This window comes from Arthrobacter sp. NPDC055138, assembly GCF_053607305.1.
On the sequence record NZ_JBSGTH010000004.1, the window covers coordinates 223,455 to 247,114 of the forward strand.

The 23,660-nt window shown below is 66.1% G+C and carries 17 protein-coding genes; 4 read left to right on the forward strand and 13 right to left on the reverse strand.

Annotated elements, in window-relative coordinates; genetic code table 11:
• Positions 1 to 83: 83 nt before the first annotated feature.
• The 3 genes from ACWF5H_RS11685 to ACWF5H_RS11695 form a co-directional block, all read right to left on the reverse strand.
• Positions 84 to 1,406 carry an MFS transporter gene (locus tag ACWF5H_RS11685; protein ID WP_452036997.1) on the reverse strand — a complete coding sequence of 441 codons (1,323 nt, stop codon included), beginning with the start codon at positions 1,404 to 1,406 and terminating at the stop codon, positions 84 to 86.
• A 68-nt stretch (positions 1,407 to 1,474) separates the two neighbouring features.
• The gene (locus ACWF5H_RS11690) at positions 1,475 to 2,548 is read right to left on the reverse strand and encodes a LacI family DNA-binding transcriptional regulator (protein ID WP_452036998.1); all 1,074 of its coding nucleotides are present in this window, start codon (positions 2,546 to 2,548) and stop codon (positions 1,475 to 1,477) included.
• Positions 2,549 to 2,939: 391 nt separating this feature from the next.
• Positions 2,940 to 4,658 carry a CocE/NonD family hydrolase gene (locus tag ACWF5H_RS11695; RefSeq protein WP_452036999.1) on the reverse strand — a complete coding sequence of 573 codons (1,719 nt, stop codon included), beginning with the start codon at positions 4,656 to 4,658 and terminating at the stop codon, positions 2,940 to 2,942.
• 162 nt (positions 4,659 to 4,820) lie between these two features.
• Here ACWF5H_RS11695 and ACWF5H_RS11700 point away from each other — a divergent pair, with 162 nt between their 5' ends.
• Positions 4,821 to 5,762, forward strand: a complete 942-nt coding sequence (locus ACWF5H_RS11700) for an MBL fold metallo-hydrolase (RefSeq protein WP_452037001.1) — start codon at positions 4,821 to 4,823, stop codon at positions 5,760 to 5,762.
• Between the two features lie 131 nt (positions 5,763 to 5,893).
• On the opposite strand, the gene ACWF5H_RS11705 is transcribed toward ACWF5H_RS11700, so the two are convergent.
• The 5 genes from ACWF5H_RS11705 to ACWF5H_RS11725 form a co-directional block, all read right to left on the reverse strand.
• Entirely contained in the window at positions 5,894 to 7,255 is a 1,362-nt protein-coding gene (locus ACWF5H_RS11705; RefSeq protein ID WP_452037003.1) for an MFS transporter, read from the reverse strand.
• A gap of 124 nt (positions 7,256 to 7,379) precedes the next feature.
• A complete protein-coding gene (locus ACWF5H_RS11710; RefSeq protein ID WP_452037005.1) occupies positions 7,380 to 8,306 on the reverse strand; it encodes an alpha/beta hydrolase in 927 nt (308 codons plus the stop codon).
• The gene (locus tag ACWF5H_RS11715) at positions 8,303 to 9,424 is read right to left on the reverse strand and encodes an FAD-dependent oxidoreductase (protein WP_452037006.1); all 1,122 of its coding nucleotides are present in this window, start codon (positions 9,422 to 9,424) and stop codon (positions 8,303 to 8,305) included. The genes ACWF5H_RS11710 and ACWF5H_RS11715 overlap by 4 nt, the downstream gene beginning before the upstream one ends.
• Before the next feature lie 109 nt (positions 9,425 to 9,533).
• Entirely contained in the window at positions 9,534 to 10,496 is a 963-nt protein-coding gene (locus ACWF5H_RS11720) for a phosphotriesterase family protein (RefSeq protein WP_452037008.1), read from the reverse strand.
• A gap of 54 nt (positions 10,497 to 10,550) precedes the next feature.
• The gene (locus ACWF5H_RS11725) at positions 10,551 to 11,534 is read right to left on the reverse strand and encodes a phosphotriesterase family protein (RefSeq protein ID WP_452037009.1); all 984 of its coding nucleotides are present in this window, start codon (positions 11,532 to 11,534) and stop codon (positions 10,551 to 10,553) included.
• Positions 11,535 to 11,886: 352 nt separating this feature from the next.
• Between ACWF5H_RS11725 and ACWF5H_RS11730 the strand changes: the two genes are divergently transcribed.
• Positions 11,887 to 12,246 carry an iron chaperone gene (locus ACWF5H_RS11730; protein ID WP_452037010.1) on the forward strand — a complete coding sequence of 120 codons (360 nt, stop codon included), beginning with the start codon at positions 11,887 to 11,889 and terminating at the stop codon, positions 12,244 to 12,246.
• Between the two features lie 79 nt (positions 12,247 to 12,325).
• On the opposite strand, the gene ACWF5H_RS11735 is transcribed toward ACWF5H_RS11730, so the two are convergent.
• The 5 genes from ACWF5H_RS11735 to betT all read right to left on the reverse strand — a co-directional run bounded on the left by ACWF5H_RS11735 (position 12,326) and on the right by betT (position 20,924).
• On the reverse strand, positions 12,326 to 13,063 hold the full coding sequence (locus tag ACWF5H_RS11735) for a GntR family transcriptional regulator (RefSeq protein ID WP_452037012.1): 738 nt from the start codon (positions 13,061 to 13,063) through the stop codon (positions 12,326 to 12,328).
• 113 nt (positions 13,064 to 13,176) lie between these two features.
• The gene (locus ACWF5H_RS11740; RefSeq protein ID WP_452037013.1) at positions 13,177 to 15,201 is read right to left on the reverse strand and encodes a transglycosylase domain-containing protein; all 2,025 of its coding nucleotides are present in this window, start codon (positions 15,199 to 15,201) and stop codon (positions 13,177 to 13,179) included.
• A gap of 375 nt (positions 15,202 to 15,576) precedes the next feature.
• Entirely contained in the window at positions 15,577 to 17,211 is a 1,635-nt protein-coding gene (locus ACWF5H_RS11745; protein WP_452037014.1) for a GMC family oxidoreductase, read from the reverse strand.
• A complete protein-coding gene (locus ACWF5H_RS11750; RefSeq protein ID WP_452037015.1) occupies positions 17,212 to 18,708 on the reverse strand; it encodes an aldehyde dehydrogenase family protein in 1,497 nt (498 codons plus the stop codon).
• Positions 18,705 to 20,924, reverse strand: coding sequence for a choline BCCT transporter BetT (betT, locus tag ACWF5H_RS11755; protein ID WP_452037017.1), 2,220 nt, complete (start codon positions 20,922 to 20,924; stop codon positions 18,705 to 18,707). Before betT ends, ACWF5H_RS11750 begins: the two co-directional genes overlap by 4 nt.
• A 282-nt stretch (positions 20,925 to 21,206) precedes the next feature.
• Between betT and ACWF5H_RS11760 the strand changes: the two genes are divergently transcribed.
• Together ACWF5H_RS11760 and ACWF5H_RS11765 are read left to right on the forward strand one after the other, a co-directional pair.
• Positions 21,207 to 22,088: a DNA-formamidopyrimidine glycosylase family protein gene (locus tag ACWF5H_RS11760; protein WP_452037019.1), complete on the forward strand. Its 882-nt coding sequence runs from the start codon at positions 21,207 to 21,209 to the stop codon at positions 22,086 to 22,088.
• 55 nt (positions 22,089 to 22,143) lie between these two features.
• On the forward strand, positions 22,144 to 23,628 hold the full coding sequence (locus ACWF5H_RS11765) for a substrate-binding domain-containing protein (RefSeq protein WP_452037020.1): 1,485 nt from the start codon (positions 22,144 to 22,146) through the stop codon (positions 23,626 to 23,628).
• Positions 23,629 to 23,660 lie beyond the last annotated feature (32 nt).

The following is a 23,660-nucleotide window of genomic DNA, read 5'->3' on the forward strand; positions in this document are numbered from 1 at the left end:
TCCTTTGGGTAGTGCAGGTGGGGAAGTGTCAGAGGGAACGGTACGACGGCGGTGCGGCACCGCCGTCGTACGCTCCCCTGGGATCAGTGGCTGCTGACGGTAGCCGTCGACGGGTCCTCGGCGCCGCGCTTGAGCAGGCGGGTCAGCAGTGCGCCGATGAGGCACATGCCGACGATGAACCAGAGGCCGGACAGTTTGTTGCCGGTGGCTTCTTCCATAAAGCCCATAACGTACGGGCCAAGGAATCCGCCGAACAGTCCCACCGTGTTGACGAACGCGATGCCGCCGGCCAGCGCCGCACCCGAGAGCCGGGTGGCGGGGTAGGTGAACAGGATCGGTTGCAGGGCGAAGAAATTGAACGCGGCCAGGCAGAAGCCAATCAGGCCCAAGACGGGTCCGCCGACGGCGCCGAGGGTGAAGCCGGCGACGATGCCCACCATGGTGCAGGTGGCGATCAGCCGAGACCGCGTGGCGTTGGTGGCCAGACGCGGCAACAGCAGGGCGCCGGCGGCGGAGAAGATCCACGGGATGGAGGTGAGCAGGCCGATCTGGATGGGGTTCAGTTCGCCGTAGGTGCCGATGATCGACGGCAGGAAGAAGCTCAGGGCGTAGACGGCAATCTGGTGGGTGAAGTAGATGGCGACGACCAGCAGGATCTGCTTGTCCTTCAGCACATGCCGCAGCTTGGAGTTTCCGGCCGCATGGGCTCCGGCTTCTTCCTCGGCGGCGATGCGGGCCTCAAGGTCTTCCGCCTCGGCGCGGCTCAGGAACTTGGCCTCGGTGGGCTTGTTGGGCAGGAACTTCCAGACCACGAACGCCAGGGCACAGGCCGGCAGGCCCTCGATGATGAACATCCACTGCCAGCCGTGCAGTCCGCCGACTCCGTCCATGGTCAGCAGCAGGCCGCCGAGCGGCGCGCCCACGATGTTGGCGATGGCGACGCCGAGCAGGAACATGCCGTTGGCCTTGGCGCGGTCATTGGCCACGAACCACTGGGTCAGGAAATAGATCACGCCCGGGAAGAGTCCGGCTTCGGCCACGCCCAGCAGCATGCGGAGGATGTAGAAGGACCATTCGCCCTGGACGAAGGCCATGGCTGCGGAGATCAGGCCCCACGTGATCATGATCCGCATGATCCAGAAGCGGGCGCCGACCTTGTGCATGATCAGGTTGGAGGGGATCTCGGACAGCGCGTAGGTCAGGAAGAACAGGCCGGCGCCGATGCCGTAGGCCGTGGCCGAGATGCCGAGGTCGATTTCCAGACGGTCCTTGGCCATACCAATGTTGGTGCGGTCCAGGAACGCCATCACGTAGGCGGCGATCAGCAGCGGCATGATGCGCCGGAAAATGAGCTTGTTGATGACGGCTGGCGGCCTCTTCGCCGTAGCCTGCGACGTAATGGACATAGCAGAGTCTTTCCTGTTGGAGGGCATGGAGGGATCACCGGACGACGGCCGGTGTGGTGTGTGGGTGACTAGGGTTCAGGTTTGGGCGAACCGGCCGGAATGCAGCCGCAGGTGCGCCCGATATGAAGATGGTGCTTACAGAACGTGTGGGTGAAGGCGTTGCCGGGCTGGGTGATCTGGGCCAGCAGCAGCTCGAACGACTTCTCCGCCATCTCCTGCACCGGCTGCACGATGGTGGTCAGCCCGATCAGGGCGGACCTGCTGTGCGGGAGGCCGTCGCTGCCGGCCACCGCCAGATCCTCCGGAATGCGCAGGCCGAGCTCGAGCGCATGCTCCATGACACCGATGGCGATCTCGTCCGAGCCGCAGACGATGGCGCGGGGCGGATTCGGCGATGCCAGCAGCTTTTCGGCAGCGACCCGGCCGCCGTCGCGGTTGAGGCGCGTGCTGATCTTGCGCTCGCCGGTAATCACCACCCCGCGCTCCGCCGCAGCGGCGACGAAGGCCTGCTCGCGCGCCAGCGAGGCGGTGGAGAACCGCGGGCCAATGACGGTGGCGATCTCCTGGTAGCCGTGGTCCAGCATGTGCTGCATTAACTGGGAGGCCGCCGCGAAATCGTCGATGCCGACGAAGTCGCCCGGCAAGTGGTCCGACCTGCGGGACAGATAGATGTAGGGAATCCGGCGCTGCCGGAAAGTGCGCAGCGCGCGTGAGTCTTCGCGCAATGTCGCGGCGATGATGACGCCGTCCACGTTGCGGGCGGCCAGCGTGGCAGCCACCTGGGCCAAGGTGTCCGGATCATCGCGGGTGGTAGCGACGAACACTTCGAACCCCTCGCGGGCGGTGGCGGAGATGATGCCTTCCGCCCAGCCCGTGTACATGTGGTTGACGATGTTGGGCAGAATCAGCCCGACCACCCTGTTCAGGTGAGGGTCCTCGCCCTGCTTCTTGGCGTGGCCACTGGGGCGGAAACCCAGCTCATTGGCGACCTTGATGATGTGCCGCCGTGTTTCTTGGGAAACGCCGCCCTTGCCGTTCATGACGTAGCTGACGGTTGCCGAAGAGACGCCGCAGGCGCGGGCCACCTCGGCTGCTGACACCCGGTGAGGACGCACCGACACTTCAACGATTGCAGAATCCACGATGCCTCCTCTCTCTGTCGCCTTCGTCACGTGATGACCATTACAGAGTAGCTAAAGAAGTTAAGCAACGTTAAGTTATTCGCTGGAGGCCAGTTCGGAGCCGGGGCCTGTTCCCGGGGCTCTTCCGGGCCGAATGCGGGCGGCTGCGGGGAGAAGTGAAACTTAATGATGCTTACGCGAGGTTGGACATCATTCGAGCCGTGGCGGGCGTATCCGCCAGGCGGGCGGCGCCTTCAAGACCTGGCTGCGGGAAAATCCTGCGCTGCCCAGCTAGCACCTTCCTGTCCTGGGGCGGACTGACCACCACGACGGCGGTGCTTGCCGAGGTGCGCAGAAACGGGCGACGGCGGCGCTCGCTTAGGCGAGCACCGCCGTCGTTGTCCCCGTGAGGTTAGCGCGTGGTGAAGGGCAGCACCAGCCGGGACTGGTGTTCGGCGTCGCGGTAGATCTTGTGCATGACCGGGCGGCCCACCGGCAAATGGAAGGCGTCCGGCGGGAGCAGTGCGTTGTGCTCGTCGGCCAGCGGCTCGGCGTTGGACAGCTCCACCACCAGCTTGTGGCCAGGCTTGAAGGTGTTGGCGAACGGGTAGAGGCGCACGACGTACTCCTCGATCTGGCCCGGTTCCACCGGCACGGAGCCGGTGTGCGGGTGGTACGGGTTGCCCTCGGTGGTGCGCTGTTCGTCGAGCTCGCGGTGCGAGGCCTTGAGGTAGCCGCTGGTGATCAGCTGGCGCTTGCCGTTGGGTGCGTAGTCCCAGAGGCGCAGGATGAAGTTGGTGTCCGGCTGGTCGATCTCGGCGAAGATGTGCGCGGCACCGGTGCCGATCATCTCCGTGGACTCTTCGAAGGTGTCGGTGCTCCAGTTGATGATCTGGACCTTGTCCGTCACCGTCAGCGGGGCCTGGTAGAAACCGTCCGGCGCTGCGTACTCGGCGCCCATCAGCTCCGGCTCGGTGGAGAGCTTGTGCCGCGGGCGCAGGTACAGGGACTTGTACTCGATCTCCTTCGGCGGCCACGAATCGGCCGTCACGACCTCGCGGGAGCCCTCGACAAAGACGCTCACGGCGGGCTCGTCCATCACGCCGTTGTCGATGCCCTTGATCCAGTAGTCGTACCAGCGGAACATCTTGTCGTGCTCTTCGATGAAGGGGCGCGACTGCATGGGCGGGTAGGGGCCGATGTCCAGCTTCTTGGGGCCCTTGAGTGCGTTGTAGAGCTCGATGGTGCCGTCCAGCGTCCAGCCGCGGCCCTGGTCCAGTTGCAGCCAGACCGGGATGTCGATGTTCGGGGCCAGCGTGATCGGGTTGCGCTCTTCGTACCACTCGCCGTCGAGCTCGTTCATCACGATGTCGAACCAGGCCTCGTGGTTCTTGGGGTAGTTCAGCACGTGCACCAGGTTGGGCCAGGCGGCCACGTCCGGGTCCTGCAGGCGCTGGGCGACGAGCTTCTTCAGCTCCTCGGGGGAGTACTTCTCGATCATCCGGGACTTGACGCCGTCGGTGAAGGCCCAGCCGGAGTCGCCGCCGCGGCCTTCGCGGGCGGCGCGCGGCATGAACCACATGACGCCGCCGTGGTAGGTGGTCTCGTAGAAGTCGTAGTGGCCGCCGGAGACGAAGATCGCCTTCAGGTGCGGCGGGCGTTCGGCCGCTGCCAGCACCTGCATGGAGCCGAAGTAGGAGATGCCCACCATGCCGACGTTGCCGTCGCACCAGGGCTGCTCGGCGACCCACTCGATGAAGTCGTAGGCATCCTGGCCCAGCGAGACGCCGCCGGCGTTGTAGTTGCCGATGTGCTCGCCGCCGGAGTCGCCGGAACCGCGCAGGTCGCCGATGACGTGGACGTAGTCCTCCTTGACGATCCGGGCAATGTCGCCGGCCTCGATGCAGCCGTCCCACATCGGGCTGGGGCGGCGCTGCGGCGGGGTGGTCAGCGCCAGCGCCTGCAACTCCTTACCGTAGGGGCTCAGGGCCACCAGCGCCGGCCGCGGCTTCTCGTCGATGCCCTGGTAGGCGTCCGCGGCGAGCTCAACGCCGTCGCGCATTGGGACCCGGAGGTCCTTGCGGATGGCGATCTTTTCCCCACCGGCATTCCACGTCGTGAAATCAGTCATGTGTGCAACTCCTTGTCAGCGGCCGAGTGCCCCGAACCGTTGCAGGCGGGCATTCGCTCCAGTCATATTATTATAATAAAGTGGCTGTGGGCAAGGCCACATGCGCTAGGCCGCACAATGGTTGAAGGCCGCGCAGCAGGTTCAGGAGTTGAGGAGAGCAAGATGACGCACGACGTGAAAGTCCATCCGCTGGTGTCGCCGTGGGGCCGGTTTGGCCTCTACAGCTTCTTCATCGACGCCCCGGAGCCGGCCATTGTGGATACCGGCATCGCCTCCTCGCCTGTGGAGGGGATGATCCCTGAGCTGGAGAAGTTGGGCCGCCGGATCGAGGACGTGCGCTGGATCCTGCTGACCCACGGCCACATTGACCACCTCGGTGGGGCCCAGGCCCTGTGGGAACTCACCGGACGTAAGGCCCAGGTGGTGATCCACCAGGGCGACGCGCCGCTGCTGCGCTCCCGGCGCGCGCACGTGGACAACTACGTCCAGGTGCGCCAGCAGTATCTGGACAACCCGAACGCCATCGAGGAGCAGACGCAGGCGGCCGACAAGGTGATCTCCGGCGAGATGGAGCCCACTCTGCTGGTCAAGGGCGGCGAGAAGCTGGACCTCGGCGGCGGCGTGACGGTCTCCGTGCACCACATTCCCGGCCACACCGCCGGCTCCGTGGCCTACGTCATCGACGGGCAGAACGACGTCTTCGTCGGCGACGCGGTGCAGGCCCACGGTGCCGCCAACGGCTTCCCCGGCTACGAGGAGCCGGCCGCCTACCGCAAGAGCCTGGAATACCTGCGCGACGAGGTCCGGCCCAACCGCCTGTTCCTGGGCCATCCGTACCGCGATGCGAACGGGGTTCCCTACGAGATCGGCCTCGACGCCGAGCGTGCCCGGGAAGCCCTGCAGTTCAGCATCGACCTCGAGTCCCGCATCGCCGGGGCCGCGCAGGAATGCCTGCAGCACGGGCTGCAGGCCACCGATTCCCCGTACTCGCCGTTCCAGCCGGTCGCGGAAGCGATCGGCTACACCGGGAACCCGGCGCTGGAACCCTCCCCGTTCTTCACCACCCTGCACGGCTACCGCCAGGAGTTTGAAGCGACCCGCTGACGGCTTGATAGGCGGGCACCCGCGCCCCCCGCCTCCCAGATCATTACGACGGCGGCGCGCACCCTTCGCTGAGTGCGCGCCGCTTTGGTGCGGGATGCGAAAAGGCGGCACCGCCGTCGTGCTCAGTCTGATCAGGAAGCGGAGGCCTGAGCTTCCTCCGGTGCAGCTTCGGTGCTGGCCGCATCTTGGCGCTTCTTGGCGGCCAGCGGGACGAACAAGAAAGCCAGCGCCGCGATGACGCCCGGGATGGCGAAGAACAGGAAGTTCATCTGCACCGGGAGGCTGAGCGTGAGCAGGATGCCGCCGAACGTCGGGCCGACAATGGCGCCCATCCGGCCGACGCCCGAAGCCAGGCCGATGGCGGTGGAGCGCATGAACGACGGGTAGTACTGGGACACGAAAGCGTAGGAAATGTTCTGCGCTCCCATGGTGGTGGCGCCGGTAATGGCGACCAGCACCAGCAGAATCGCCATGTTGTTGCCGAAGCCCAGCAGCGTCAGCGAGACCGCGGAGATCACGAACATGGGAACCAGCACCCGCTTTACGCCCCACTTGTCGGACAGCTTGCCCAAGACCAGCGTGCCGATGATCGCGCCCACGTTGAGCACGATCATGAAGGTCAGGCTGGAGCCCAGCGGGTAGCCGGCTTCCACCATGAGTTTGGGCAGCCAGATGGTCAGGCCGTTGATCATGAGCAGGCACATGAAGAAGGCCACCCAGATCATCAGCGTGCCGAGCGCACGGCGGTTCGTGAACAGGGCGCCGACCGGGCTGCTGCCGGCTTCCTTCTCCTGGATCCCGGTGAACTGAGCGCCGGAGGGGATGTCCGCCGCGCCGTTCACCTTGGCCAGCACGGACCGCAGGGCGTCGAACCGCTTCTCCTCCAGCATGGTGGCAGGGGAGTCGGCGAAGTGCTTGACCATGAACGGCAGGAACAGCAGCGGCAGCACCGCCACCAGATAGACGCTCTGCCAGCCGAAGGCCGGCAGCAGGATCATGGCCACGAAGGCGGCAAGGATGCCGCCGACCGAGAAGAAGCACATGACCACGGCCACCAGGGTGTTGGCCCGGTTCTTCGGCGCGTAGTCGGTCAGCATAGCGATGACGCTGGGCAGGATGCCACCGATTCCCAAGCCAGCCAGTCCGCGGAGAACCGAGAAGACCACCGGCCCGGGAGCGGCGGCGCAGAGGGCCGTGGCGGCGCTGAAGAGGACGATGCTGATGATGAGCATCCGCTTGCGGCCGAACCGATCGGCCAGGATGCCGAACAGGATGGCGCCCACCATCATGCCGACCAGCCCGTAGCTGCCGATGGCTCCCGCCTCGACCGGTCCCAGCGACCATTCCTGCATGAGGACCGGAAGGACGGAGCCGTAGACCACGAGGTCGTACATGTCGAAGGTGATGATGAAGCAAGCCCAGAACAACATGCCCGCGTGGAACCGGCTGAAGCCGGCCTCGCTGATGAAGTCCTTGATGTTGATTGTTGGCATAGCAATCGTTCCTGTGATGGCCCTTGGGCGGGCATGTGCAGATGGAGTGCCCGGGCACAAAGCGGCGGCACCGTCCGAAGACGCGTGCCGCCGCTTTGTGTGCCGGAGGAGTCCTGAGGAGGGGTCAGCCCTGGTTCAGGAACTCCGCTGTCTCCCGGAAGGCCCGGTAGAACTCCGGGATCCAGAAGAAGTTCTGGACGAAGCCGTGGTTGGCTCCGGCGTAGCGGCTCACCGTGGTGTCCACGCCGGCGTCCTTCAGGCGCTGGCCGTAGAGTTCGCCCTCGTCGCGCAGCGGGTCGTACTCGGCGGTGATGACCAGGGCCTTCGGCAAGCCGGAGAGGTCCTCGCGCTTGATCGGAGAGACCAGCGGATCGGCCGGATCCGCGCCGCTCTCGATATAGAAGGAGTTCCACGGTTTCAGGCCCGGAGTTTCCAGACCGTAGCCGGTGGCGTTCTCGCGCAGGGAGGCGTACCGGTCCTCGTCGAAGTCCAGGTCCACGGACGGGTAGTACAGCACCTGGTGCGTGATCCGGTCGAAGCCGTCGTCATGCGCCGCCGCCGTCACCGCAGCCACGAAGTTGGCCCCGGAGCTGTCGCCGGTCAGCGCCAGACGGTTGCCGTCCCAGGCCAGGCTTTCGCCCTGCTCGGCGGCCCAGCGGACCACGGCGTAGCACTCCTGCAGGCCGGTGGGGAAGGGTACCTCCGGCGCCAGCTGGAAGCCGACGGAGATGACCTTGTAACCGCTCTCCTTCGCCAGCGCGCGCGCCACGTGGTCGTGCGTCTCCAGGCTGCCGGAGAAGAACGCGCCGCCGTGGAAGTAGACCAGCAGGCCGTAGGAATCGGCTTCGGCCGGGGTGTAGATCCGCACCGGAACGTCGCCCGCCGCGGTGACCGCCACGGTGTCCTCGACCGCGTGGAGCGGCAGCCGGTCCTCCAGCGGGGCGACGAACTGCAGGTCGCCCGCGCGCTTGCCCGCGGGGTCCGGCCGCGTGCCGTGGTCGAACGGCGGCAGCGTGGCGAGGAGCTTGCCGATCTCGGGGTGGATGGTCACTCGACACCAGCTCCCTTCTCGAAGGACGTGGTCTCCGGGAAGGAATCACCAATGTCGAACGGCTTGCGGGAGATATCCTGCAGCACGTCGGTGATCGGCTTGCGCTTGGCCTGGTAGGTGCGCAGCGCGTCCTGCAGGTCGGCGCCGTCCTTGATGGCGTCGGCCAGCCAGGCGGCGTCCTGCATGGCGGAGTTGGCGCCCTGGCCCTGGTGGTGCAGCATGGCGTGCGCGGCGTCGCCCACCAACGCCACGCTGTTGGTGTGCCAGTTCGGCTGCTTCTCGATGTCGTAGACGCCACGGTTGGTCATCGCAGCGATGTCCAGTTCCTGGCCGATCTTCTGCAGTCGCTCGTCGAAGCCTTCCAGCAGCTGGCCGATGTACTCGTGCGTCACCTCCGGCGCCCAGGCGGTGTCGTCGCTCGGGGCGGTGATGTCGAAGGACACCTGGTTGCGGTGGCGCAGCGGCAGGAAGTACACGGTGGTGCCGTTCAGGCCCACGTAGACGCGGAAGTTGTCGTTCTCCACCAGGCCGTAGGCGTCGTCGGCGGAGATCACGGCGCGCATGGCGATGGTGTGGGAGAACACCGGCTGCACTCCGCCGAAGATCTGGTTGCGGACGCTGGAGCGGATGCCGTCGGCGCCCAGCACCAGGTCGGCGGTGACCTCCACGCCGTTCTCAAACTTCACGGTGGCGGAGTCGCCGTTGTCCGTGACGGTGATCATCTTGTGGCCGATGTGCACGCGCTCGGCGGGCAGCAGGCGCAGCAGGGTCTCGATGACGTCGCCGCGGTGGACCATCCGGCAGTGGTTGGTCTGGGCGTATTCGTTGATGCCCGGCCACGGGTCGCGGGCGATCAGCTCGCCGTTGGACTGGTAGACCTCGATGGCCTCGGACGGGGCGGAGACCTTGGCGAACTCCTCGAACACGCCCCACTTGCGCAGCACCTCGACTGTGGGCGGGCGCAGGCCGATGCCGGCACCTACCTCGCCCAGCTCGGGGGCCTGCTCGTAGACGTGGACGTCGGCGCCCAGCTGGAGCAGGGCCAGGGCGGCGGAAGCGCCGGCGTAGCCGCCACCGACGACGGCAACCTTCAGGTTCTGGATCTCGGAAGTCTTCATGGTTTTTGTGTTCCTTCACTGGACGCCGCGGGGGCGACCTCGGGGGATGGATGGTGAGCCCCGCAGTCGTCGTCTGTGGCGCGGCGGGGTGCGGATCAATGGTCGGTGCTTAGGCCTTGATGGACAGGAAGTCCGCCGGGTTGTCTTCCAGCAGGAGCTTGATGGTGGCGTCGTCGATGCCGGCGGCGCGCATGTCGGGCAGCATGTCCTCGAAGATGTAGTTGATGGTGTGGCCCTTCACGCCCGGCCAGCCCAGCGGGCTGCAGTTGGCGTCGGCCGAGACCAGCAGCTTGTCCGCGTAGCCCTTGTTCACCAGGTTGACGAAGTGCTCCATCCGCTCGGCGCGCTTGCGGCCCCAGAACGGCGGGTCGGGCAGCTCTAGGTCGTAGCCGAAGGTGTCGAAGCCGATGCGGCCGCCCTGCTCGTAGATCCAGTCGTGCGGGGTGATCGGCGCGTTCAGGCCGTCGTCGGCATGGCCGAAGAGCACCCGGTCCAGCGGCAGACCCTCCTCGTTGAAGATGTTCACGGCCGGCTCGGGGTCGATGGCCAGGTGGGTCAGGATCGGCACGCCGGTGATGACGGCGGCGCGGGCCGCTGCACGGTAGATGCGCTTGTCCAGTTCGGTCATCTTGCCGCCGCGGCTGACGCCGACCTTGATCACGCCGGCCTTGGCGCCGGTGTCGCCGATGCCCACGGTGATCTCGTGGATGAACACCTTCGCCAGGTAGTCAACCGAGGCCCGCGAGAAGTGCGGCAGGGCGGTGTCGCCGCCCACGAAGCCGGTGCAGGCCACAATGTGGACGCCGGTCTTGCGGGACAGGGACCGGTAGTAGTCGATGTCGCGGCCGTTGCAGATGCCGGTGGCGTCCACGAAGGTGCCGCCGCCGTACTCGCGGAACTTCCGCAGCTTCGGCACGGTTTCCTCGTAGGCCTGCTCCGGCGACTTCCACCACTTGGTGTCCAGTTCGGAGCCGGGCATGCCGTAGCCGATGTGTTCGTGGACCGCCACGATTTCCAGTTCTTCAGCCGGGATGGTTCCCAGCACGGTGTTTACTTTGGTCAAGACCCTCACCTCGTGATTAGAAAAGCTTTGTTGATGTACGACGGCGGTGCTCGCCCGGGGTGGTCAGCGCACCGTCAGCAGGCGGCGCGGGTTCTCCACCAGGATGCGCTGCGCGTCGTCGTCGCTCAGGCCTTGGTCCTTGAGGAAAGGCACGAAGGTGGCGAGCACGTGGCTGTACGGCAGGTTGTACTCCGGCAGCCCCTTAGCGACGCCGATGGAGTTGCCGGAGAGGATGATCTTGTCCGCGTGGCCGGCATTGACGAGTTCGAGCACCAGATCGGCGCGCTCGCGGTCGGTGAGGTAGTTCTCGTCGTCGTCCAGGCCTACGTGGTCGATGCCGACGAAGGCTCCGCGGCCGGCGACCTCCAGGGCGAACTTGGCGGCGTCCTTGCGGTCCACATCGCCCACGAGCACGCGGTCGGCGTCGATCTGTTCGTCGAGGACCACGTCCAGGTCGTGCAGGACGTCGGCGCCAAAGCGGATGGAGACCGGCACGCCGGTGTTCTTGGCGGCACGGGCGGAGCCGCGGAACAGGGACTCCTCGGTAGGAGTCATGCCGGAGCGGTCGGCCATGGTGGTGACGATGCCGGCGGCGGCGCGGCGTTCAACCCGGGGGACCACCATGCCTTCGATGACCTCCTTGCCGAAGAGGTCCTCGAACTTCTCGGCCGGCCACGGCGTGGGCGGGTTGGTCTGCGGCGTCAGGAAGTATCCGCCCAGTTCCTCCTCGGGGCCCAGGCCGGTGGAGGCGATGATGTGCACGCCGGTGGAGCGGGACAGCGCCTCGTAGAGCTTGAGGTCACGGCCGTGGAACATTCCCGTGCTGTCGACGATGGTCTTGCCGCCCTTGTCGCGGAAGTCGGTAAGTTTCGCGGCCAGGGCCTCGAAGATCTCGGCCCGGTCCATCGAGATGTCCGGGGCGTACTGCGCGCCCGGCAGGACGGAAAGCAGGGATTCGTGGACCGCGACTACGCCCAGCTCATGAGCAGGAACGGGTCCAAGGACCGAGTTTACGGTTGCGGTGGGGGAAGGCGTTGTATCCGTCATTGGCACAACCTTTCGTTGTACGCCACGCTCGGGGCGTGCCGCGCTGGGAAGGATCATGCACCGCGACCTCTGGATTGATTCCTCGCCGAACTCGGTGCAGGCGTCGGTAAACGAGGGAATCACCTGCCGAGCGGCTGGCTGCCGACTGCCTGTGATTGTGATCCCGATTACCTGTAAACTAGGTTTACACGATGTCGAGTGAAAGTCAATGCCATTACCGACCGGTTGTTCTGGGGCGCGTCGGTGATATTCGACGGCGGCGATCTACCAGTGCAACTGCCGTATGATCGGCCTGCACCATCGCTCAAGCTGCGAGCGTGGCCCACCTGACGTCGCGAAAAGGGAGACCACCATGACTGCGTGTTCGATCACCGAGTACATTGACGGGTACGACGGTGATGTGCGCGATCGGCTGCTGTCTGTGTATGGGCTGATCCGGTCAGCTGTGCCCGATGAAGCGGAAGAATCGATCAGTTGGCGGATGCCAGCCTTCAAGCTCGGCACCGAGCCGTTGTTCTTCTTCACCGGAACAAAGCGCCACATCGGGTTCTATCCCACTCCAGACGCGATCGCGCATTTCTCGACCGAGTTGGCCGCCTATGGAACCACCGAGCACCTTATCCAGCTCCGCCATGATGCCCCGCTCCCGACCGAGCTCATCCGCGAGATCATCGCGTGGCGGCTTCAGCAGTTGCCTTCAGACAAGGGTTGAGCCGGTCGCCTCGGCACTGTTCACCGGCTGGCTGATTGACGCGTCTGGATGAAGTTCCCGGCGGATGACTGCCGGAGTGCTACTGCGTGAACCGGTATTTGAAGCTTTCGGCGTGGTGCAGGGCAGAGCGCCAGCCGATGGGCCGGCCGCCGGCGGTGCGGAAGATGGTGTCGATGACCAGCAGCGGACTTCCCACGCTGACGCCCAACGTTGCGGCATGGTCCTCGGTGGCGGCGGTCGCCCAGGCTTCATGTTCCGATCGGCCTAGCGTGATGCCATAGCCCTGTTCTAGCAGTTCGAAGGCCGAGCCGCTCTCTTCCAGTTCCTGCACCGTGGGATTGAAGTCGCGCGGCGCGCGGATGTACACGTTCGCCTCGGCCAGCGGGGCGCCCTCGACCGAAATCAACCGGGTGAAGTGCAAGAGCCGCTCGTGCTCGTCCGTGCCCAGCAACTGGCCGACTTCGGCGGGAGGTTCCACCCACGCGGGGGCGGAGACTTTCGACGACGGGTGCATCCCGCTTTCAACCAGGAACTGATAAAAACGACCGGACTGGACATCGGCCGGCCGGTGTACCCGCAGTCCTCTGGCCGGGAAGGTGCCTTTGCCCTGCTTACGGTAGACGTACCCGTCGCTGGTCAGCTCCATCAGCGCCTGCCGGATGGGTGCGCGGCTGACCTCGAACCGGTCGAGCAGTTGCGCCTCCGTCATCGGCTTCTGCGGATCTGCCACTCCGTCTGCGATCTCCCGTCGCAGGATCTCCTTGATCTGCCGGTACAGCGGGACCCCGGACGAGTAGTCGAGTTCGCCAGAAGGCATCAGCGGTCGGTCCTCCAGATCGGGTGGGTAGCAAGCAACACAACCCTATGCGGTGGACCCGGTAAACGGCGCACTCTTGCCGGCGAAGGCTGGCGGGTGGAAGCCGACGGTGTCTATTTGGTCAGCGAGCGGTCGGCTTCGGGCAACTGGACCTTCTTCTCGCCCTTGAGCGCGCCGTCCATGGTTGCCTTCCAGACGGGTGCAGCCACTTCGGAGCCGGTCAGGTCTGTGTACGTGGTGCCGTAGGCCTTGAGCGTGGTCAGCGGGTACTGGGCCCCGCCGCGGGGGTCACCAAGCCAGACGGCGGTCATGAGCTGGGGCGTTCCGCCCACAATCCAGTTCGCCGCAAAGTCGTTGGTGGTTCCGGTCTTGGCTCCGGCCTCCCGGTTTCCCTTGAGCTCAATGCGCGGTCCCAAGGTTCCTCTGGGATTGAAGGGTTCCTTGAGCACAGACGCGACGGTGTCCGCGACTGCTGGTTTGATGGCGCGGTGGCAATCGGGGTCCGGAACGGGCAGCTTCTTTTTGGTGTCGGTAGTGACTGCCTTGATGACCATGACCGGTTTGCACACCGTGCCGTTGCTCATGAACGCGGCGTAGGCGCTGGCCATTTGCAGCGGCGTGACTTCGTACGCGCCGAGGGCGAGCGATCCTTCCCTGCCGCTCAGCTTGTCCGGGTCGATGGAGGTGATGCCCAGCTTGTTGGCCATTTTGGCCGCGTTGATGACACCGACCCGCTCGACCAGTTTGATGAAGTAGATGTTCACCGAGGCGCGGATGGCTTGCTTCGCGTTGATGACTCCGTAGTCGACGTTGTCGTAGTTGATGTAGCCGCCCTTCGGATTGTCCAGTTTTTTCGAGCGGTAGGGGCCGTCGGCGCGGAACTTGGTGGAGGTGTGAATGCCCTGTGTGAGCGCGGTGGCGAGCACAATCGGCTTCATGGCCGACCCGACCTGGAAGGCGTTGCGGACGTAGACAACCTGGGTCTTGCCGTTGCCCTTGCCCCAGTCGCGGTTCTCCGCGATGGCGGCCACGTGGCCGGTTCCCGGCTGGACGACGGCGATGCCCAGGGCGGCGCGGTTGCCGTTGCCCAGCGCCCTCTCCACTGCCTTTTGCGCCGCGTTCGCGGCCTTCCGATCCAAGGCGGTGGTCAAGGTCAGTCCGCCCAGATTGAAGCGCTGCTCCCGGATTTTCGCGGTCTTGCCGAAGGCCGGGTTGGAGAGTATCTCTTCCCGGACCGCTTCACAGTAGAACGGATATGTGGACCCGCCGCAGCCGGACGGCTCGTCGCCGCGCTTCACCCCCAGCGGGGCCTCGCGTGCCGCCTGCGCCTTGTCGGCCGGCAATACCCCCTGCCTCTCCAGCACATCCACGACGGTGTTGCGCCGCTCCGTGGCGGCGTCGGGGTGGGTGAACGGGTCGAAGGCCGTCGGCGCCTTGAGCAGGCCGACCAGCAGGGCGGACTGCGCATAGTCGAGCTTCGCGGCCGGCGTGTTGAAGTAGTAGCGGGCCGCTGCCTCCACCCCGTAGGCGCGGTTCCCGAAATAGACGGCGTTCATGTAGCGGAGCAGAATCTCGTCTTTGGGCAGCTGCTTCTCCAACGCGACGGCATATTTCATTTCCCGGATTTTGGCGTTGTAGGTGTCGCCGGCGGCGACATTGTCCTCCTCCTGGTTCCGTGCATGGTTGATCAGGATGTTCTGGACCAGTTGCTGGGTGAGGGTGGATGCGCCCTGGACGTCGCTGCTGGTGATGTTGTGGAACAGGGCCCGGGTGATGCCGAGGGGGTCCACCCCGCCGTGTTCGTAGAAGCGGGCGTCCTCGGTGCTGACCAGGGTCTTCTTGAAAGCCTCCGACACCTGGTCCAGCTCAACATCAACCCGGTTCTCGCTGTAGAACCGGGCAAACTCCTTGCCGTCCTTATCCAACAGGACCGTGCGCTGCGCCAGCGGGCGGTTCACCGGCAGGTCGGTGGGGAGGGTTTGCCACATGTCGAGGACGGAATTTCCGACGACGGAGACCCCTACCGCCGCCGGCGCGACGAGTGCGCCCGCGACGACGGCCGCCACCGCCACGCTCACCAGCCACAAGTCGAGGCGCCGGCGACGGCGCTTCTTCTTCGGGCGGCGGGCATTGTCCATCAGTTCATCGAACTCGACCTCTACAGGCCTGTTACGTCGAAAGGGCCACATGATCCGTTGTGCGGAATCCGGCGGACGGATCCGGGTGGAATCCCTCCGGCGGGGCGTCGGGCAGGCATGCCCCGACGCCGGCGGTTCCACACCCCTCCTTCCCAACAGACGGAGCAGTATAGAAAGCGTAGAAGCTCCAGCGGCCCCGCGGTAGAGGTTTCGGGCACGGATTTCCCGTGCGAACCCGACCCGCCGAAGGCCAGCCAATTGTCGACAAAAGCCGCTCGAAAAACGGGTCCCGGGCACCGCCGTCGTGCTGCCGCAGAAGGCACGGAAGGCGGGGAATCGTCATCCGACGACGCCCCGCCTTCCGGCCGACAATGGCTAGGCTCGGGCCGAGCCTGCCGCCGCCGCGATTGCTCCGGTGGCCTGCCCGCCGCGGATCAGGTCGGCGCAGCGCTCGCCGATCATCATCACGGTGAGGTTGGGGTTGACGGTCACATGCTCGGGCATGACCGAGGCGTCGGCAACGCGCAGTCCGGTGACGCCCTTGACCCGCAGCTCGGGGTCCAGCGGTGACATGGTGTCCTCCACCGGGCCCATCCGGACGGTGCCGACCGGGTGGTAGACGGTGTTGTGCGTCTTGCGGATGTAGTCCTGCAGTTCCTCGTCGGTCTGCGCCCCGATGCCCGGGGACAGCTCACGCCCGGCCCACTCGGCCATGGCCGGCTGGGCGGCGATTTCACGGGCCTTGCGGATGCCGGCCACCATGACGCGCATGTCGTGGCCCTCCGGGTCGGTAAAGTACCGCGGATCGACCATCGGCTTGTCGCGGAAGTCGCGGCTGCGCAGCCGGACGGTGCCGCGGGAGCGGGCGTGCGTGACGTTCGGCGTGAGGCTGAACCCGTTCTCGGTGGTGGGGTAGCCGTGCCGGAGCGTGTTCATGTCGAACGGCACGGAGCCGTAGTGCATCATCAGGTCCGGACGGTCCAGGCCCTCCTCGGTGGGCGTGAAGATGCCGATTTCCCACCACTGGGTGGATTCGGTGACCATCGGCTGCTTCGCCTCGAACTGGACCAGGCCCTCGGGATGGTCCTGCAGGTGTTCGCCGACCCCGGGGGAGTCCACCACTACGTCGATCCCGTGCTCGGCGAGGTGGGCGGCGGGGCCGATGCCGGAGAGCATCAGCAGCTTCGGCGAGTCGATGGCGCCGGTGGAGAGCACCACCTCCTGCCGGGCGGACAGCGAATGCGTACGGCCGAAGGCGTTGTCCACGATCTCGACGCCGGTGCAGCGCTTGTCCGCGTCGAACACCAGCCGGCGGGCGCGCAGGCCGGTCAGCAGGGTGAAGTTTTCCCGCTCGATGATCGGGTGGATGTAGGAGACGGAGCTGGAAGAACGCGTGCCGTCAGAGCGCCGGTTGATCTGGAAGAAGTTGGCGCCGTTGACTACGGTGCTGGCGTCGTTGAACCGAGCCCGCGGGATGCCCACCTGCTCGCAGGCGTCCAGCAGCGCGACGCCGGTGGGGTCCACCGGGGGCACGTTCATCACGTGCACGGGGCCGGCGTCGCCGTGGTGCGGGGCGTGGGGGCCGGCATCCTCGTTGGTCTCCAGCCGCTGGTACAGCGGGTACGCATTCTCCGCGTTCCAGCCGGTAGCGCCGTGCTTGGACTCCCACTCGTCCAGGTCCTCGCGCGGGGCCCAGAAGGCGATGCAGGAGTTGTGGCTGGAGCAGCCGCCCATCACCTTGGCGCGGGAGTGGCGCATGAACGAGTTGCCGTTCTCCTGCGGCTCAATCGGGTAGTCCCAGTCGTAGCCGGACTCCAGAAGTTCCATCCAACGGTCCAGCTGCAGCACCTCGGGCACGCCGCGGTCGTCCGGGCCGGCCTCCACCAGTGCCACGGACACGGCGGGGTCTTCGCTCAGCCGGGCGGCAACGGCCGCCCCGGCGGATCCGCCGCCCACCACGATGTAGTCAAACTCCCGGTCGGTCAGGTTCTCGATATTGTCGGTGTGCATTCAGTTCTCCTTGGCGCGGTCAGCGAACCAGCCGGTCACCTGGGGGCTGGTGTTCTGGTAGATGTGCTTGGCCTCCTGGTACTCGGCCAGACCCGTCGGGCCGAGCTCGCGGCCAACGCCGGACTGGCCGAAGCCGCCCCATTCGGCCTGCGGGAGGTAGGGATGGAAGTCGTTGATCCAGACGGTGCCGTGCCGCAGCCGGCCGGCCACCCGCTGCGCCTTGCCGGCGTCCTGCGTCCAGACCGCTCCGGCCAGGCCGTAGACCGTGTCGTTGGCGGTGGCCACGGCCTCGTCCTCGGTGCGGAAGGTTTCCACCGTCACCACCGGGCCGAAGGCTTCGTCCACGACCACCGACATGCCGCGTTCGACGCGGTCCAGCACGGTGGGCAGGTAGTAGAAACCGTCGTCGTAGCCGGGGCCCTCCGGGGCGGCGCCGCCGCAGCGCAGCCGCGCGCCCTCCTGCACGCCGCGCTGGACGTAGGCGTCCACCTTCTCCCGGTGTGCGGCCGAAATCAGCGGCCCGGTTTCGGCAGCCTCGTCAAAGGGTCCGCCCAGCCGGATGCCTTCGGCTCGGCGGACCAGCTCGTCCACGAAACGTTCGGCGATGGATTCCTCGACCACCAGCCGCGCGCCGGCGGAGCAGACCTGGCCCGAGTGCACAAAGGCACCGTTCAGCGCATTGTCGACGGCGGCGTCGAAGTCGGCGTCGGCGAACACCACGTTGGGGTTCTTGCCGCCGAGTTCCAGGGCCACTTTCTTCACGGTTCCGGCCGCGGCCGCCGCCACCACCCGGCCGGTCACCAAGCCGCCGGTGAAGGAGACCAGGTCCACGTCGGGGTGCTCGGAGAGCGGTGCGCCCGCCTCGGCGCCCGGACCGGTGACCAGGTTAGCGACGCCGTCCGGCAGGCCAAGGTCCTGGAGCAGCTTCATGGTCAGGATGGCCGTGGACGGGGTGAGCTCGGCAGGCTTGAGCACAAACGTGCAGCCGGCCGCCAGCGCGGGCGCAATCTTCCACGCGGCCTGCAGCAGCGGGTAGTTCCACGGCGTGATCATGCCGCAGACGCCCACCGGCTCGTGCACAATTCTGCTGACGACGGCGGGGTCGCCGGCGTCGACCATGCGGCCGGCCTGCTGCCCGGCGAGCTTGCCGAAGTAGTCGAAGCAGGCGGCGATGTCGTCCATGTCGAGGCGGCTTTCCAGCATCCGCTTGCCGGTGTCCAGCGACTCGGCGCGGGCGAACTCCTCGCGGCGCTCGCGCAGCCCGGCAGCCACCTTGAGCAGGAAGTCGCCGCGCTCGGGTGCCGGGACGGCGGCCCAGACACCGGAGTCGAACGCGGTACGGGCCGCGGCGATGGCGCGTTCGGTGTCGTCCCGGCCGGCCTCGGACACGGTGGCGACCAGCTCGCCGTCGGCAGGGTTGCGGATCTCGCGCACCGCGCCGGAGGCGGCCGGCTCCCACGAGCCGTTGATGAACAAAGTGGAGGCGGTGTTGGTCATGGTGTCTCCTTCGAAAGTGCGGCGACGGGTTCGTCGACGGTGTCGTAGTCGGTGTCCCAGTCCGCCTTGGGCGGGACGTTTTCCGCGGCGGTGCTGTACGGCAGGGTGGCGCGGTGCTGGTGCAGGAACTCCAAATGCACCTCGTAGTGGTCCAGCACGTCGGCGATGACTTCGTCCTTGCTGTACCCCATCAGGTCGTAGCCGTGGCTGCCCTCAAGCGAGAACACCTCGATCCGGTAGTACTTCCCGCCCGCTCCGGAGGAACGTGCATAGGACGGGACGTCATTCTGTACCGGGAAGACCTGGTACTTGAAGGTGCGTTCGCCGTCGAGCTCCACGCAGAAGTCCACGGAGTCGATGCCGAAGGCTTCGACCGTTCGGGTCTCGATGGTCGCCTCCATGCCGCGGCTGGCGAGGTCGCGGCGCACATCGGAGAGCGCGGGAACCGCCACCTCGGACACGAAGCGCTGGGCCTGGCGGCGGCCCGGATAGTTCATCGCCCGGGCCAGGCGCTGGCGCCAGCCGCGGCGGCCGTCCGCGCCGGCGGGCACGTTGGTGCGGGAATTGAGCACGGCGTGCAGGCCGGCCTGGTAGCTGTCCGCCAGCGCGGTCTCCAGCCGCAGGGCCTTATAGAGGCCCAGCATGATGAAGACCAGCACCACCGAGAACGGCAGGCCCATGATGACGGTGGCGCTCTGCAGCGTGGGCACCCCGCCCACCAGCAGCATGGCCAGGGTCAGCAGGCCGGTGGCGACCGACCAGAACACGCGCAGCCACTTGGGCCCGTCCGAGTCGGCGTCCTTGAGGTAGGAGGTGAAGTTGCTCATCACCAGGGCGCCCGAATCGGCGCTGGTGACGTAGAAGAGCAAACCGGTGAAGGTGGCGATGGCGGCGCTGAGCGGGGCCATCGGGTACTGCTCCAGCAAGCCGTAGAAGGCGCGTTCGGGCTGGCTCATGGCCACCTCGCCGAAGGCGGCGTTGCCGCCCATCACGATCTCGAGGGCGCTGTTGCCGAAGATCGAGATCCACAGCAGGATGAACGCAAACGGCACCACCAGCACGCCGACGACGAATTCGCGCAGCGTGCGTCCCCGCGAGATGCGCGCCAGGAACAGGCCCACGAAGGGCGCCCAGGCGATCCACCAAGCCCAGAAGAACAGCGTCCAGCCGTTGAGCCAGTCGTCGGGCCGGTCATAGGCGAAGGTGTCCAGCGCCATCGACGGGAAGCGGGAGAGCGTGTCGCCGATGTTGGTCACGATCCCGTCCAGCAGGAAACGGGTGGACCCGGTGATCAGGACGAAGATCATCAGGGAAATGGCCAGGATGACGTTGAGTTCGGACAGCCGGCGGATGCCCTTTTCAATTCCGGTGAGCACCGAGATGGTCGCCATCACCACCGCCACAGCGATGAGCGCGATCTGAACCACCGTGTTTTCCGGTATCCCGAACTGGAAGCTGAGGCCAAAGTTCAACTGCGCGACGCCGATGCCCAGGCTGGTGGCGATGCCGAAGATGGTGCCGAGCATGGCGGCGATATCGACGGCGTGCCCCACCGGCCCGTGGATCCGCTTGCCCAGGATCGGGTAGAGCGCCGAGCGAATGCTCAGCGGCAGGTTGTGACGGAAGGCGAAGTAGCCCAGCGCCATCCCCATCAGGGCGTAGAGGCCCCAGCCGAGAATGCCGTAGTGGAACAGTGTCCAGACCACGGCCTGCCGGGCGGACTCGACCGTGGAGCCGTCGCCCGTGGGCGGTGCCAGATACTGGGTCACCGGCTCCGCCACCGAGAAGAACATGAGGTCAATGCCGATGCCGGCGGCGAACAGCATTGCCGTCCAGGTAAAGAGGTTGAAGGTCGGGCGGGAGTGGTCAGGGCCCAGCCGGGTCTTGCCTACTCGGGAGACGGCCATGAAGAGGACGAAGACGAGGACCGAGACGACAATCAGCGAATACCACCAGCCGAAAGTGGAGCCCACCCAGGTCACGGCGGAACCGATGACGGCGTCCGCCGATTCGCGGTCGATGATGGCCCACAAGGCGATGCTCAGCACGCCGACGGCTGAGCCGATGAAGACGGTCTTGTTGACCCTGGTGCGCTGTTCGGGCTCGGGCGGAACGTCGCCGGCGGGCAGGGCCGGGCCCTGCGCTGGGGGCCGGGTGTCGGGCCGGATGTCCCGGGCGTCCTGCCCGGGCGCGACGGGGTTGGGCGGCGTGCTCATATCGGTCTCGTACCTCACATGGATGGTTGTGGTGGTCGCGGTCTCGCTGGGTGCAACGGCCTCTCGGGGCCAACCTTCGACGCTAGCAACGGCAGGAATTAGCCCAACGTCGCGCGAATAGCACACTTATAAAGTGGGCAACCTCATGTGCCTCATTGAGGTACGTCACCCGCAGAGGTCCTTGACGTGCGCCCCTGGGCGTGGTTTAGGCATCGGGCCTGAAATGAGAGAACTGGCGAAATTGCCGGGCTCTGCGGCCGCATTTTGCGCTACCGTGAGGGCATGCCGGAGATGCCTGAAGTGCAGGGACTGGTCGATTTCCTGCGGGCGAAGCTGCTGCCGCAGGAGGGGGCGCAGGCGAGAATCGCCGACGTTGAGGTGCTGTCGTTCTCGGTGCTGAAGACCGCAGACCTCCCGCTCGAGGTCTTGGGAGCCGAGCCCGTCTCCGGAGTGGCCCGGCACGGCAAGTTCATCGCCATCACCGCCGGCGACGCGCACCTGGTGATGCACCTGGCCAAGGCCGGCTGGCTCCGCTGGTCCGATGCGCTGAAGCCGGGACGCCTGCGGCCGGGCAAGGGAGCCATGGCGCTGCGGGTGCGGTTCGCGGCCGACGGCGAGGAAGCGCCCGGATTCGACCTGACCGAGGCCGGCACCAAGAAATCGCTGGCGGTCTACGTGGTCAAGGATCCGCTCGATGTGCCGGGCATTGCCCGGCTGGGTCCGGACGCGCTCGACGTCGATGCCCCGGCTTTCGCGCAGATGCTTGCCACGCACAGCGGGCAGATCAAGGGGCTGCTGCGCGACCAGTCGGCCATCGCCGGCATCGGCAACGCGTACAGCGACGAAATCCTGCACGCCGCCAAGCTTTCCCCGTTCGCCAACGCAGCGAAGCTCGATCCCGAGGACGTGGACCGGCTGTTCTGGGCGATGCACCAGGTGCTTGAGTCAGCCATCGAGCAAGCCTCCGGCCGCCCGGCGAAAGAGCTGAAGGACTCGAAGCGCAAAGCCATGCACGTGCACGGCCGGACCGGCGAGCCCTGCCCCGTCTGCGGCGACACCGTCCGCGAAGTCTCCTTCGCCGACTCATCGCTCCAGTACTGCCCCACTTGTCAGACCGGCGGCAAACTGCTGGCCGACCGCCGCATGTCCAAGTTCCTCAAGTAGGCGATTGCCCGGGCCGATAAGTCGGCGATGACGGCCGCGGATTGCGCTCCTGCGCATGGCTTGTGATCTGGCGCGCACTGTCTCCACTAACCCCTTCTCCGGTCAGTTTGTGCCGCCATATCGTTGCCGTGGTGGCGATCACAGCAGATCCGCCCGTCGATCCTCGGCTGCCTCAAACGAACAAGATGCGGCCGTAGGTGTCTCATTTCAAAGGCGATGGACACTTGAAGAACGGACAGTAAACATGATTAAGCTCTCTCCTACAGAATTGAAGCGCCGTGAGCGTGTCCGCGGCGGCATGCTGATGGCACTGGCTCTGCCGGCTGTCCTCGCTCTGGCGGCCTGCGGCGGCGGCGGATCTTCCAGCGCTGGTGGAAATGCAGGCGCGGCGGACGCGATCGCAGAAGCCAAGTGCGGCGACGTGCCCGTTGTTGAACCGAACGATCCAGAAGGACTGCTTAAGGACCTTCCAGAGGACGTGCGCGTCGCGTTCAATGGTTGGCCTGACAAGGTGGAGGCCAGTTCGTGGGCCGGACTTGAATCTAAGGTTGCGGATGGTCCCGTCACGGTTGGCTATCTGCAGCAGGATTCGGGGAGCCCTGTAGCGGCTGCGCTGAGCACTGAGATCAAGCGGCTGGCCAAAGACTCGAAGGCTGCCGGAGACATCGCTGACCTGCTGATCGAGACACCGGGAGGGGCCGGCGGCGAGGTGACGGCGGCTGACCAGGTGCGCGCGTTCGAGCAACTGGTCCGCAAGGGCGCAGACATCATCATCGCCCAACCGCTGTCGGGCGAAGCCCTCGTCGGAGCGGTGAATTCAGCCGGTGAAAAGGGTATCCCCACGGTGACATTCACCGGATATGTTGCTTCGCCCTACGCCCTCAACATCAGTCCGAACGGCTTCGACAGCGTTGCCCAGACTGTGGCGCGCGGCGTTGAAATGATCGGCGGCAAGGGCAACATGCTCATCGTCCAGGGCATTGAGGGAATGACGGTCAACACCACGTCCGTGGCCACCGCGCAACAGGTAGTGGAGTCCTGCGATGAGATCGAGGTTGTGGGCAGCCCCGCCGGGAACTTCAGCGACCCTGGCGCAAAATCGGGAGTGATGAGCTTCCTAGCGTCGCATCCGGAAGACATCGACTTGGTGTACCAGGTCGCGTCCATGGGCGCCGGCACTTTCGCCGGCTTCGACGATGCCGGCCGTGATTCGATGCCGGTGATCCTGGATAACCTGCCAACGGCCGCTTCGCTCGCTTGGTGGGAACAGCTGAGCCCCGACGGGTATGAAGGCCTGGCAGTTCCGGGCACCGGCACCCAGTTTGGTGAAGCCCTGTGGGAAGTGGCACTTCGCACGATGAAGGGGGAAGGCCCGAAGATCAACCAGGTCGCCCTCGAGACCCAGTTCATCACCGACGAAAACATCGACGAGTACGCGGTGCCCGGCGCGACGACCACCTCGGCGGAGGAAACGAAGACGGTCGGTTCGTTGCTTCCTTCCGAATACCTCGACGGCTACTTCAACAACCCCGGCAAGTAGTAGACCCAGGGTCGGTGCGGGTCTGGCTGCCG

Coding starts and splice junctions, on each gene's coding strand:
- ACWF5H_RS11685 (WP_452036997.1), bottom strand. CDS start 1,406: ATGTCCATTACGTCGCAGGCTACGGCGAAGAGGCCGCCAGCCGTCATC.
- ACWF5H_RS11695 (WP_452036999.1), bottom strand. CDS start 4,658: ATGACTGATTTCACGACGTGGAATGCCGGTGGGGAAAAGATCGCCATC.
- ACWF5H_RS11700 (WP_452037001.1), top strand. CDS start 4,821: ATGACGCACGACGTGAAAGTCCATCCGCTGGTGTCGCCGTGGGGCCGG.
- ACWF5H_RS11705 (WP_452037003.1), bottom strand. CDS start 7,255: ATGCCAACAATCAACATCAAGGACTTCATCAGCGAGGCCGGCTTCAGC.
- ACWF5H_RS11715 (WP_452037006.1), bottom strand. CDS start 9,424: ATGAAGACTTCCGAGATCCAGAACCTGAAGGTTGCCGTCGTCGGTGGC.
- ACWF5H_RS11725 (WP_452037009.1), bottom strand. CDS start 11,534: ATGACGGATACAACGCCTTCCCCCACCGCAACCGTAAACTCGGTCCTT.
- ACWF5H_RS11730 (WP_452037010.1), top strand. CDS start 11,887: ATGACTGCGTGTTCGATCACCGAGTACATTGACGGGTACGACGGTGAT.
- ACWF5H_RS11735 (WP_452037012.1), bottom strand. CDS start 13,063: ATGCCTTCTGGCGAACTCGACTACTCGTCCGGGGTCCCGCTGTACCGG.
- ACWF5H_RS11740 (WP_452037013.1), bottom strand. CDS start 15,201: ATGGACAATGCCCGCCGCCCGAAGAAGAAGCGCCGTCGCCGGCGCCTC.
- ACWF5H_RS11745 (WP_452037014.1), bottom strand. CDS start 17,211: ATGCACACCGACAATATCGAGAACCTGACCGACCGGGAGTTTGACTAC.
- ACWF5H_RS11750 (WP_452037015.1), bottom strand. CDS start 18,708: ATGACCAACACCGCCTCCACTTTGTTCATCAACGGCTCGTGGGAGCCG.
- betT (WP_452037017.1), bottom strand. CDS start 20,924: ATGAGCACGCCGCCCAACCCCGTCGCGCCCGGGCAGGACGCCCGGGAC.
- ACWF5H_RS11760 (WP_452037019.1), top strand. CDS start 21,207: ATGCCGGAGATGCCTGAAGTGCAGGGACTGGTCGATTTCCTGCGGGCG.
- ACWF5H_RS11765 (WP_452037020.1), top strand. CDS start 22,144: ATGGCTTGTGATCTGGCGCGCACTGTCTCCACTAACCCCTTCTCCGGT.